The 9,307-nt window shown below is 39.4% G+C and carries 20 protein-coding genes; all 20 read right to left on the bottom strand.

The window, feature by feature from the left end:
- Positions 1–11: 11 nt before the first annotated feature.
- On the bottom strand, positions 12–956 hold the full coding sequence (locus tag IEU81_RS08195) for a DNA-directed RNA polymerase subunit alpha (protein ID WP_092595614.1): 945 nt from the start codon (positions 954–956) through the stop codon (positions 12–14).
- 80 nt (positions 957–1,036) lie between these two features.
- Positions 1,037–1,426, bottom strand: coding sequence for a 30S ribosomal protein S11 (gene rpsK, locus IEU81_RS08190; protein WP_035809663.1), 390 nt, complete (start codon positions 1,424–1,426; stop codon positions 1,037–1,039).
- A 29-nt stretch (positions 1,427–1,455) separates the two neighbouring features.
- Entirely contained in the window at positions 1,456–1,821 is a 366-nt protein-coding gene (gene rpsM / locus IEU81_RS08185; RefSeq protein ID WP_092595616.1) for a 30S ribosomal protein S13, read from the bottom strand.
- Positions 1,822–1,845: 24 nt separating this feature from the next.
- Positions 1,846–1,959 carry a 50S ribosomal protein L36 gene (gene rpmJ / locus IEU81_RS08180; RefSeq protein ID WP_003156543.1) on the bottom strand — a complete coding sequence of 38 codons (114 nt, stop codon included), beginning with the start codon at positions 1,957–1,959 and terminating at the stop codon, positions 1,846–1,848.
- A 30-nt stretch (positions 1,960–1,989) separates the two neighbouring features.
- Positions 1,990–2,208, bottom strand: coding sequence for a translation initiation factor IF-1 (infA, locus tag IEU81_RS08175; RefSeq protein WP_017547668.1), 219 nt, complete (start codon positions 2,206–2,208; stop codon positions 1,990–1,992).
- Between the two features lie 139 nt (positions 2,209–2,347).
- Entirely contained in the window at positions 2,348–2,995 is a 648-nt protein-coding gene (locus IEU81_RS08170) for an adenylate kinase (protein WP_092595618.1), read from the bottom strand.
- Positions 2,996–3,013: 18 nt separating this feature from the next.
- Positions 3,014–4,315 carry a preprotein translocase subunit SecY gene (gene secY / locus IEU81_RS08165; RefSeq protein WP_092595620.1) on the bottom strand — a complete coding sequence of 434 codons (1,302 nt, stop codon included), beginning with the start codon at positions 4,313–4,315 and terminating at the stop codon, positions 3,014–3,016.
- The gene (gene rplO, locus IEU81_RS08160) at positions 4,315–4,755 is read right to left on the bottom strand and encodes a 50S ribosomal protein L15 (protein WP_092595622.1); all 441 of its coding nucleotides are present in this window, start codon (positions 4,753–4,755) and stop codon (positions 4,315–4,317) included. Before rplO ends, secY begins: the two co-directional genes overlap by 1 nt.
- A gap of 27 nt (positions 4,756–4,782) precedes the next feature.
- Positions 4,783–4,962 carry a 50S ribosomal protein L30 gene (gene rpmD / locus IEU81_RS08155; protein WP_092595624.1) on the bottom strand — a complete coding sequence of 60 codons (180 nt, stop codon included), beginning with the start codon at positions 4,960–4,962 and terminating at the stop codon, positions 4,783–4,785.
- Between the two features lie 14 nt (positions 4,963–4,976).
- Positions 4,977–5,480 carry a 30S ribosomal protein S5 gene (rpsE, locus tag IEU81_RS08150; RefSeq protein WP_092595626.1) on the bottom strand — a complete coding sequence of 168 codons (504 nt, stop codon included), beginning with the start codon at positions 5,478–5,480 and terminating at the stop codon, positions 4,977–4,979.
- A gap of 21 nt (positions 5,481–5,501) precedes the next feature.
- On the bottom strand, positions 5,502–5,864 hold the full coding sequence (rplR, locus tag IEU81_RS08145) for a 50S ribosomal protein L18 (protein ID WP_092595628.1): 363 nt from the start codon (positions 5,862–5,864) through the stop codon (positions 5,502–5,504).
- A 24-nt stretch (positions 5,865–5,888) separates the two neighbouring features.
- The gene (gene rplF, locus IEU81_RS08140) at positions 5,889–6,425 is read right to left on the bottom strand and encodes a 50S ribosomal protein L6 (protein ID WP_092595630.1); all 537 of its coding nucleotides are present in this window, start codon (positions 6,423–6,425) and stop codon (positions 5,889–5,891) included.
- A 26-nt stretch (positions 6,426–6,451) separates the two neighbouring features.
- Positions 6,452–6,850 carry a 30S ribosomal protein S8 gene (rpsH, locus tag IEU81_RS08135; RefSeq protein WP_092595632.1) on the bottom strand — a complete coding sequence of 133 codons (399 nt, stop codon included), beginning with the start codon at positions 6,848–6,850 and terminating at the stop codon, positions 6,452–6,454.
- Between the two features lie 29 nt (positions 6,851–6,879).
- A complete protein-coding gene (locus IEU81_RS08130; protein ID WP_026859096.1) occupies positions 6,880–7,065 on the bottom strand; it encodes a type Z 30S ribosomal protein S14 in 186 nt (61 codons plus the stop codon).
- 19 nt (positions 7,066–7,084) lie between these two features.
- Positions 7,085–7,624 carry a 50S ribosomal protein L5 gene (rplE, locus tag IEU81_RS08125; protein WP_092595634.1) on the bottom strand — a complete coding sequence of 180 codons (540 nt, stop codon included), beginning with the start codon at positions 7,622–7,624 and terminating at the stop codon, positions 7,085–7,087.
- A 25-nt stretch (positions 7,625–7,649) separates the two neighbouring features.
- Positions 7,650–7,958: a 50S ribosomal protein L24 gene (rplX, locus tag IEU81_RS08120; protein WP_035809691.1), complete on the bottom strand. Its 309-nt coding sequence runs from the start codon at positions 7,956–7,958 to the stop codon at positions 7,650–7,652.
- Positions 7,959–7,985: 27 nt separating this feature from the next.
- Entirely contained in the window at positions 7,986–8,354 is a 369-nt protein-coding gene (gene rplN, locus IEU81_RS08115; protein ID WP_092595638.1) for a 50S ribosomal protein L14, read from the bottom strand.
- 30 nt (positions 8,355–8,384) lie between these two features.
- Entirely contained in the window at positions 8,385–8,648 is a 264-nt protein-coding gene (rpsQ, locus tag IEU81_RS08110; RefSeq protein ID WP_092595640.1) for a 30S ribosomal protein S17, read from the bottom strand.
- A gap of 18 nt (positions 8,649–8,666) precedes the next feature.
- Positions 8,667–8,876, bottom strand: coding sequence for a 50S ribosomal protein L29 (rpmC, locus tag IEU81_RS08105; RefSeq protein ID WP_026859101.1), 210 nt, complete (start codon positions 8,874–8,876; stop codon positions 8,667–8,669).
- On the bottom strand, positions 8,866–9,300 hold the full coding sequence (gene rplP / locus IEU81_RS08100; protein ID WP_092595642.1) for a 50S ribosomal protein L16: 435 nt from the start codon (positions 9,298–9,300) through the stop codon (positions 8,866–8,868). Before rplP ends, rpmC begins: the two co-directional genes overlap by 11 nt.
- Positions 9,301–9,307 lie beyond the last annotated feature (7 nt).

Genomic DNA, 9,307 nt, shown 5'->3' with positions numbered 1-9,307 from the left:
CTCCTTTATGACTAGTCTTCTTTGCGTAGACCTAAATCAAGGTCTTCAAGTTTAAATTTAACTTCTTCCAGTGACTTGCGTCCCAGATTGCGCACTTTCATCATATCAGCTTCTGTTTTATCAGTAAGTTCCTGAACAGAGTTAATACCAGCGCGTTTCAGACAGTTATAAGAACGTACTGATAAGTCAAGTTCTTCAATAGACATTTCTAGTACTTTCTCTTTCTGATCTTCTTCTTTTTCGATCATGATTTCAGCATTCTGAGCTTCATCAGTCAGACCTACAAAGATATTTAAGTGTTCAGTAAGAATTTTAGCACCCAATGATACTGCTTCCTGAGGTGTAATTGAACCATCAGTCCATACATCCAGAGTCAGCTTATCGAAGTTTGTACTTTGTCCTACACGTGTATTTTCAACTGTATAATTCGCACGTTCTATCGGTGTATAGATAGAGTCGATTGGAATTACACCAATTGGCATATCAGCTTTATTATTACCGTCTGCAAGTGTATATCCTCTTCCGCTGTCAGCTGTCATACGGATTTTTAAGCTTCCGCCTTTAGATACTGTTGCAATCTTAAGGTCTCTGTTTAAAATTTCCACATCGCTGTCGTGAGTAATATCAGCTGCAGTTACAACACCTTCACCGCTAAAATCAATTTCTAAAGTTTTTTCATCTTCAGAATAGATTTTTAAAGCCAGGCTCTTAATGTTTGTAATAATTGTAGTCACGTCTTCAACAACATTTTCAATTGTAGAAAACTCATGAAGTACATTTTCTATTTCAATCGTCTTAACTGCCGCACCTGGTAATGAAGATAAAAGAATGCGACGCAAGGAGTTCCCAAGTGTTGTTCCATAACCTCTTTCCAAAGGTTCTACAACAAACTTACCAAACTTAGAATCTTCCGATACTTCTACTGTCTCAATTCTAGGTTTCTCGATTTCGATCATGTGTAACATATCCTCCCTTTAAACGCCGAAAATATTAGAAAATAATATAGTTCCCAACTACTTAAGCGATTTAAAATTTCTTATACACGACGACGTTTAGGTGGACGGCAGCCATTGTGTGGAACTGGAGTTACATCTTTAATAGCTGTAATTTCAAGTCCAGCTGACTGAAGCGCACGGATTGCTGCTTCACGTCCGGCACCAGGACCTTTAACTGTAACTTCTACAGTTTTAAGACCGTGTTCCATCGCTGCTTTTGAAGCAGTTTCAGAAGCCATTTGAGCTGCGAAAGGTGTAGATTTCTTAGAACCTTTAAACCCTAATGCACCAGCAGATGACCATGAAAGAGCATTACCGAACTCATCAGTAATTGTTACGATAGTATTATTAAAAGTTGAACGGATGTGTGCTACACCTGCTTCAACATTCTTTTTCACTCTACGTTTACGTGATTGTTGTTTGCGAGCCATTATTTATCCTCCTTTACTTTAGTAACTATTTATTTCTTCTTGTTCGCTACTGTTTTGATTGGGCCTTTACGAGTTCTTGCGTTGTTCTTAGTTTTTTGACCATTAACTGGTAAACCGCGACGGTGACGCATTCCCTTGTAAGAACCGATTTCCATTAAACGTTTAACGTTTAAGTTTTGTTCACGGCGTAAGTCACCTTCGACTTTGTACACATCTACTACTTCACGAATTTTGTTTAATTCATCTTCAGTAAGATCTTTAACTCTAGTACTTTCATCAACTGATGCTTTAGCTAAAATTTCGCTAGCGCGTGTTGGTCCAATACCGTAAACATATGTTAAAGAAATTACAACACGTTTGTCACGTGGAACGTCAACTCCTGCAATACGAGCCATATCTTTGCACCTCCAAATTAAATATTAACCTTGTTTTTGTTTGTGTTTAGGGTTTTCACAAATTACCATTACTTTTCCTTTTCTGCGGATAACTTTACATTTTTCACAGATAGGTTTTACTGATGGTCTTACTTTCATGTTTTTTACCTCCTTAGAATATGGAGTCTCTTATTTAAAACGATAAGTGATTCTGCCACGTGTTAAGTCATAGGGTGACATCTCAACTGTTACTTTATCACCAGGAAGTATGCGTATATAGTTCATACGAATTTTACCTGATACATGAGCGAGTATCTCATGACCATTTTCTAATTCTACTTTGAACATTGCATTTGGTAAAGTATCAAGCACTGTACCTTCCAGTTCAATTACATCTTGTTTACTCACTTCTTTTCCTCCTTATACAGCATTTCAATTCCATTACAGAAATTTGCTCTAGGTGACGATTCACTTCGTCTAATAACGACTCTCTCGTATACATATAGACATAGCAACATTCACCTAAATTGCCGCAAGGTGAATATTTCTATAATTCATTAAGAATTTCATCGACTTCTTCGAAAACTTCTTCTATATCTTTTGAGCCATCTACTGTAGCTAGAACTCCAAGATCTTTATAGAAATCTAAAAGTGGTGCTGTCTGTTTAGTATTAACTTCCAGACGGTTTTGTACTGTTTCCGGGTTGTCATCTTCGCGCTGGTATAATTTACCGCCGTCTAAGTCACAGATACCCTCTGTCTTAGGCGGATTAAACACTAAATGATAAGTCGATCCGCAAGTTTCACAAATACGTCTTCCCGTCAGTCTGTTCATTAATTCTTCTTCAGGCACTTCGACGTAAATCGTCTGGTCGATTTGAGAGCCGAGCTCTTCCATGATATTATTCAGCGCTTCTGCCTGTTCTACAGTTCTTGGGAAACCGTCGAGCAGGAAGCCGCCTTTCGCATCACTTTGAGACAAGCGCTCTCTAACGATGCCAACCGTTACTTCGTCAGGAACAAGTTCGCCCTGATCCATAAATGCCTTAGCCTGTCTTCCAAGATCCGTATCGTTTTTAATCGCGAGACGGAACATGTCTCCTGTAGAGATATGAGGAATCGAGTATTTTTTGATTATTTTCGCAGCTTGAGTACCTTTACCTGCACCAGGCAAGCCCATAATAATAATGTTCATTATTTTGTTTCCTCCTACTTATCTACGCTTTCTAAATCCGCGGTATTCTCTCTGGTTCGCTTGAGCTTCCAGCTGTTTCATCGTCTCAAGTGCTACACCGATAACGATCAGCAAGCTCGTTCCGCCAATTTGAATTGCCTGCGGCAAGTCCATAAACTTCGTAATTAAGAGTGGTAAAATTGCAATGCCTGCAAGGAACAGAGAACCGACAAATACTAATCTGTACAATACAGAAGTAATGTAGTCCTGTGTATTTTTACCTGGGCGGATACCCGGAACATAACTGCCTTGTTTTTTGAGGTTATCAGCCATCTTCTCAGGATTCACCTGTACAAATGAATAGAAGTAAGCAAATGCGATAATCAGGACAACATAGACAATCATACCAATCCAGTCCGAAGGGTCAGCAAAACGGGCTACCGTTTGCGCCCAGTTAGCGTCCGGGAAAAATAGTGTCAATGTTTGAGGCATCATCAGGAATGCCATAGCAAAGATAACCGGTATTACCCCTGCCGGGTTAACCTTTAAGGGTAAGAATGTTGATTGCGGTGCCAGTTGAGATCCAGATGTTCTCTGACCTTTTGCATATTGCACTGGAATCTTACGAATCGCTTGTAAGATAAACACTGCAAACGCAGTCAGAAGAATAAGGAATATTACAATACCAGCGATTTGAAGCACTGCCATTGTCGTATCCGCATTACCTGTGAATCTTGACTGATAAAGCTGAATTAATGCACCCGGAAGTGCACCTAAGATACCTGCAAAGATAATGATAGAAATACCATTACCGACACCATGTGTAGTGATTTGCTCACCGAGCCACATAAGGAATGCTGTACCTGTAGTTAAAATTAAAGCGATAAGCAGATAAGATCCAACATTATTGTCATCAATCAGGTTGCCGCCAAACATTTGGTTAAATGCAAATGACATACCAATTGCTTGGATAAATGCTAAAACGATAGTGAAATACCTAGTGAATTGAGCAAGTTTGCGTCGGCCGACTTCACCTTGTCTTGCCCATTCAGCAAACTTTGGAACTACATCCATTTGGAGCAGCTGCGTCACGATTGAAGCCGTGATATACGGCATAATCCCCATTGCAAGAATAGAGAAGTTCATCAAGGCGCCGCCGCCAAATGTATTCATTAAATCTAAAACTCCACTCCCTGAGCCGCCAGTGTCAAATACACTTGGGTCTACGCCGGGAACCGGTATATACGTACCAATTTTAAATATAACTAGCATTGCCAAAGTAAACAGTATCTTGTTACGTATTTCTTTAATTTTAAAGAAATTCGATATCGTCCCGATCATTAGATCACCTCATGAGTTCCGCCCTGTTGCTCAATAGCTTCTACAGCTGAACTAGAAAATTTGTGCGCTTTAATCGTCAACTTCTTCTCTAAGTTACCGTTGCCTAAAATTTTAATTCCAGATTTTTCGTTTTTAACAATTCCTGCTTCTACTAAAAGCGCAGGTGTAACTTCTGTACCATTGTCAAAACGGTTTAACGCACTAACATTTACAATAGCGTAATCTTTACGGTTAATGTTCGTGAATCCGCGTTTTGGAATACTGCGGAATAGTGGTAATTGACCACCTTCGAAAGTAAGACCAATTTTACCGCCTGAACGTGACTTTTGTCCGTTATGACCGCGACCGGATGTTTTACCGTTACCTGATGACATACCGCGTCCAACTCTGTTGCGTTTGTTGCGCGCGCCATCAACTGGTTTAAGTTCGTGTAATTTCATCTTCGCACCTCCTACATTATTTTATCATTATTTCTCTTCTACTGTAACTAAATGACTAACTTTAGCAATCTGTCCTCTGAACTGAGGAGTATCTTCATGCTCTACAGTCTGATGCATTTTTCTAAGTCCTAATGCTTTAACTGTGTCTCTTTGTGTTTGCGGTTTACCGATAACACTTTTAGTGAGGGTAACTTTCACTTTTGCCATTGACTATTCCCTCCTTAGTTTAGAATCTCTTCTACAGTTTTATCTCTAAGTTTTGCAACTTCTTTAACATCTCTAAGTTCAGTTAAGCCTGTCATTGTAGCGCGAACTACGTTAATTGGTGTATTAGCACCAAGTGACTTGCTTAAGATATCTGTAATACCAGCTAACTCTAATACGGCACGAACAGGTCCGCCCGCGATAACACCTGTACCAGGAGCTGCAGGTTTCATGAATACGTTACCTGATGAGAATCTTCCGATTACTTCATGAGGTACAGTACCATTGACGATAGGTACTTCAATTAGATCTTTTTTAGCAGCTTCGATTGCTTTTTTAATTGCTTCTGGTACTTCTTGTGCTTTACCAGTTCCGAAACCGACACGTCCTTTTCTGTCCCCAACTACTACTAAAGCTGAGAAACGGAAACGACGACCACCTTTTACTACTTTAGCGATACGGTTGATCGTTACTACGCGCTCTTCAAATTCTTGTACTTCTTTTTCTCTTCTTTGAGCCATGAAATATGTCCCTCCTTTTTATTAGAAATCCAGTCCGTTTTCACGTGCTGCGTCAGCTAATGCTTTCACACGTCCATGATATAAATATCCACCACGGTCAAATACTACTTTTTCAAGGCCTTTATCTTTTGCACGTTTTGCAATAAGACTTCCGACTTCTTTAGCTGCTTCTACGTTAGAACCTGATTCACCTTTGAATTCAGAATCTTTACTAGATGCGCTTGCAAGTGTAATTTGCGCAGTGTCATCAATTAATTGAGCATAGATATGCTTGTTTGAACGATAAACATTTAAACGTGGTCTTTCAGACGTACCTGAAAGTAAGTTACGCACGCGACCATGTCTTTTTTGACGTACTTTATTCTTGTCAATTTTCGCGATCATTGATGTTCACTCCTCACTTATTTATTATTTACCAGTTTTACCTTCTTTACGGCGAACGTTTTCACCTTTATAGCGAATACCTTTACCTTTGTATGGTTCTGGTGGACGTACTTTACGGATGTTAGATGCAAGAGCACCTACAGCCTCTTTATCGATACCTTCGATTTTAATATTAGTGTTGCCGTCAACTGTAATCGAAAGATCTTCAGTTGTTTCGAATTCTACAGGGTGTGATAAACCAACGTTAAGTGCTAGTTTTTTACCTTGCATTTGCGCACGGTACCCAACCCCGATAAGTTCAAGTTCTTTTACAAACCCTTGTGATACACCAACAACCATGTTGTTAATCAGTGCACGAGTTGTACCGTGAACTGTACGGTGTTCTTTAGATTCACTTGGACGAACTACTTCTAAAGTAGTGTCTTCAAGATTATATGTCATCTCTTCATTAAATGTGTTAACCAGCTCACCTTTAGGACCTTTAACTGTAATAGTATTGCCCTTGATGTCAACTGTTACATCACTTGGAATGTCAATAAGACGTTTACCTACACGACTCATTACTTTGCACCTCCTGTTTAATTAAATTACCAAACGTATGCGAGAACTTCCCCGCCTAGATTTCTTTTACGTGCTTCTTTATCTGTAAGCACACCTTCTGAAGTTGAGATTAGAGCAATTCCAAGACCGTTAAGTACTCTTGGTAACTCTTCTCTTTTAGCGTAAACGCGGAGTCCTGGTTTAGAAATACGTTTCAATCCAGTAATAACACGTTCGTTTTCGTTGCTGTATTTCATGAATACACGGATGATGCCTTGCTTATCGTCCTCGATGTATTCTACATTTTTTACAAAACCTTCTGTTTTTAAAATTCCAGCGATTTCCTTTTTCATGTTTGAAGCAGGAATTTCTAGAGTTTCATGTCTAACAATGTTCGCATTTCTAATGCGTGTTAGCATATCTGCAATTGGATCTGACACTGTCATTTAAGTTGCCTCCTTTCGATTAATGAATCTTACCAGCTTGCTTTTCTTACACCAGGAATTTGCCCTTTGTAAGCAAGTTCACGGAAACAGATACGGCAAAGCTTGAATTTACGTAATACTGAATGCGGACGTCCACATCTTTCACAGCGAGTATATTCTCTAACTTTGAATTTTTGTTCTTTTTGCTGTTTAGCAATCATTGATTTTTTAGCCACTATATTGCCTCCTTATTACTTACTTTTGGAACGGCATACCGAATTGTGTGAGCAGTTCACGAGCTTCTTCGTCCGTGTTAGCTGTTGTTACAATAACGATATCCATACCTCTTACTTTTGATACTTTATCGTAGTCAATTTCCGGGAAGATAAGTTGTTCTTTAACACCTAAAGTGTAGTTACCGCGGCCATCGAAAGCCTTTTTAGAAATACCTCTGAAGTCTCTTACACGTGGTAATGAAACTGAGATAAGTTTATCAAGGAATTCGTACATTCTTTCTCCGCGAAGTGTAACTTTCGCACCGATCGGCATACCTTCACGTAAACGGAATGTAGCGATTGATTTTTTAGCTTTAGTAATAACCGGTTTTTGACCTGTAATTGCGCTTAATTCCTCAACTGCTGTGTCGAGTACTTTAGCGTTTTGTACAGCATCACCGATCCCCATGTTTACAACAATTTTGTCGATTTTAGGAGCTTGCATTACTGAAGTATAATTAAATTTATTTACTAGTTCTTGTTTAATTGTTTCATTGTATTTGTCTTTTAAGCGAGTCATTGATGGACCTCCTTCCGTTTAAAACTTATTTAATCTCTTTACCTGATTTGACAGCGATTTTCACTTTTTTACCATCTTTGATTTCATGACGGACACGAGTGCGTTCACCTGATTCAGGGTCTACATGCATGACGTTAGAAACATGAATTGGAGCTTCTACCTCTAGAATCCCGCCTTCTGGGTTCATTTGAGATGGCTTCTGGTGTTTCTTAATTACGTTGACGTTCTCAATAACGACACGGTTATCTGAAGGAATTGCTTTTAGTACAGTTCCTTTTTTACCTTTGTCCTTACCGCTGATTACAACGACCTGGTCACCTGTTTTTACGTGCATAGTTGTCGCACCTCCTTCGGTTTTGGATTATAGTACTTCTGGTGCTAATGAAATGATCTTCATGAATTTACCTTCGCGAAGTTCACGAGCAACTGGTCCGAAAATACGAGTACCTCTAGGACCTTTATCATCACGGATGATTACGCATGCGTTCTCATCGAATTTAATATATGAACCATCTTCACGACGGATTCCTGTTTTCGTTCTGACGATGACGGCTTTTACAACCTCACCTTTTTTGACAACCCCACCGGGTGTTGCATTCTTAACGCTTGCAACGATTACATCACCGATGTTCGCAGTTTTACGGCCTGTTCCGCCTAAAACTTTAATAGTTAGCACTTCACGTGCACCTGAGTTGTCAGCTACCTTCAAGCGGCTCTCTGACTGAATCATGCGTGATTCCCTCCTTCTGTTTCAAATATTTTATATAATTACAGATTCTTTAACGATTTCAATTAGACGGAATCGTTTTGTCGCAGATAATGGACGTGTTTCTTGGATTCTTACGATATCGCCCATTTTCGCAGTGTTATTTTCATCATGTGTTTTATATTTTTTAGAATATTTAACACGTTTACCGATGATCGGGTGCTTAGTGTAAGTTTCAACAAGTACCGTTATTGTTTTATCCATCTTGTCGGATACAACGCGGCCCTGGTAAACTTTGCGTTCGTTTTTAGTTTCCACGATTTGAACCTCCTCTAATTATTGATTCGCTTGTGCTTCTTCAATCTCTCTTTGGCGAACCGTCGTTTTCATTCTAGCAATAGTCTTTCTTACTTCTTTGATACGAGCAGTGTTTTCTAGCTGACCTGTAGCTAGCTGAAAGCGCAGATTGAAAAGTTCTTCTTTCAATTCTTTAACATTAGATTCAATTTCGGAATTCGTTAAATCACGGATTTCTTTAGCTTTCATTCGTATCACCACCTAATTCTTCACGTTTTACTATTTTCGTTTTTAATGGAAGTTTGTGGCTTGCAAGACGAAGTGCTTCTTTCGCTACTTCCTCTTCTACACCCGCAACTTCAAACATAATGCGTCCTGGTTTAACTACTGCAATCCAACCTTCGATTGCCCCTTTACCTGAACCCATACGTACTTCTAATGGTTTTTTCGTATATGGCGTGTGCGGGAAGATGTTGATCCATACTTTACCGCCACGTTTCATGTAACGCGTCATTGCAATACGTGCTGCTTCGATTTGTCTTGCAGTAATCCAAGATGTTGTCGTAGCTTGCAGACCGTATTCACCAAAGCTTACTTGATTTCCGCCTTTTGAACGTCCTTTAGTATCCGGACGGTGCTGACGACGGTATTTTACTCTTTTTGGTAATAACATTCCAAAT

The sequence above is a fragment of the Jeotgalicoccus aerolatus genome, from assembly GCF_014635205.1.
Classification (GTDB): Bacteria; Bacillota; Bacilli; order Staphylococcales; family Salinicoccaceae; genus Jeotgalicoccus; species Jeotgalicoccus aerolatus.
This window is presented reverse-complemented; position numbering and strand designations above follow the sequence as displayed.

Bases quoted from the DNA above. Each gene is read 5' to 3' on its own strand.
- IEU81_RS08195 (WP_092595614.1), bottom strand. From the start codon at position 956: ATGATCGAAATCGAGAAACCTAGAATTGAGACAGTAGAAGTATCGGAA.
- rpsK (WP_035809663.1), bottom strand. From the start codon at position 1,426: ATGGCTCGCAAACAACAATCACGTAAACGTAGAGTGAAAAAGAATGTT.
- rpsM (WP_092595616.1), bottom strand. From the start codon at position 1,821: ATGGCTCGTATTGCAGGAGTTGACGTTCCACGTGACAAACGTGTTGTA.
- rpmJ (WP_003156543.1), bottom strand. From the start codon at position 1,959: ATGAAAGTAAGACCATCAGTAAAACCTATCTGTGAAAAATGTAAAGTT.
- IEU81_RS08170 (WP_092595618.1), bottom strand. From the start codon at position 2,995: ATGAACATTATTATTATGGGCTTGCCTGGTGCAGGTAAAGGTACTCAA.
- secY (WP_092595620.1), bottom strand. From the start codon at position 4,315: ATGATCGGGACGATATCGAATTTCTTTAAAATTAAAGAAATACGTAAC.
- rplO (WP_092595622.1), bottom strand. From the start codon at position 4,755: ATGAAATTACACGAACTTAAACCAGTTGATGGCGCGCGCAACAAACGC.
- rpmD (WP_092595624.1), bottom strand. From the start codon at position 4,962: ATGGCAAAAGTGAAAGTTACCCTCACTAAAAGTGTTATCGGTAAACCG.
- rpsE (WP_092595626.1), bottom strand. From the start codon at position 5,480: ATGGCTCAAAGAAGAGAAAAAGAAGTACAAGAATTTGAAGAGCGCGTA.
- rplR (WP_092595628.1), bottom strand. From the start codon at position 5,864: ATGATCGCGAAAATTGACAAGAATAAAGTACGTCAAAAAAGACATGGT.
- rplF (WP_092595630.1), bottom strand. From the start codon at position 6,425: ATGAGTCGTGTAGGTAAACGTCTTATTGACATTCCAAGTGATGTAACA.
- rpsH (WP_092595632.1), bottom strand. From the start codon at position 6,850: ATGACAGTGTCAGATCCAATTGCAGATATGCTAACACGCATTAGAAAT.
- rplE (WP_092595634.1), bottom strand. From the start codon at position 7,624: ATGACTCGCTTAAAAGACAAATACAATGAAACAATTAAACAAGAACTA.
- rplX (WP_035809691.1), bottom strand. From the start codon at position 7,958: ATGCACGTAAAAACAGGTGACCAGGTCGTTGTAATCAGCGGTAAGGAC.
- rplN (WP_092595638.1), bottom strand. From the start codon at position 8,354: ATGATTCAGTCAGAGAGCCGCTTGAAGGTAGCTGACAACTCAGGTGCA.
- rpmC (WP_026859101.1), bottom strand. From the start codon at position 8,876: ATGAAAGCTAAAGAAATCCGTGATTTAACGAATTCCGAAATTGAATCT.
- rplP (WP_092595642.1), bottom strand. From the start codon at position 9,300: ATGTTATTACCAAAAAGAGTAAAATACCGTCGTCAGCACCGTCCGGAT.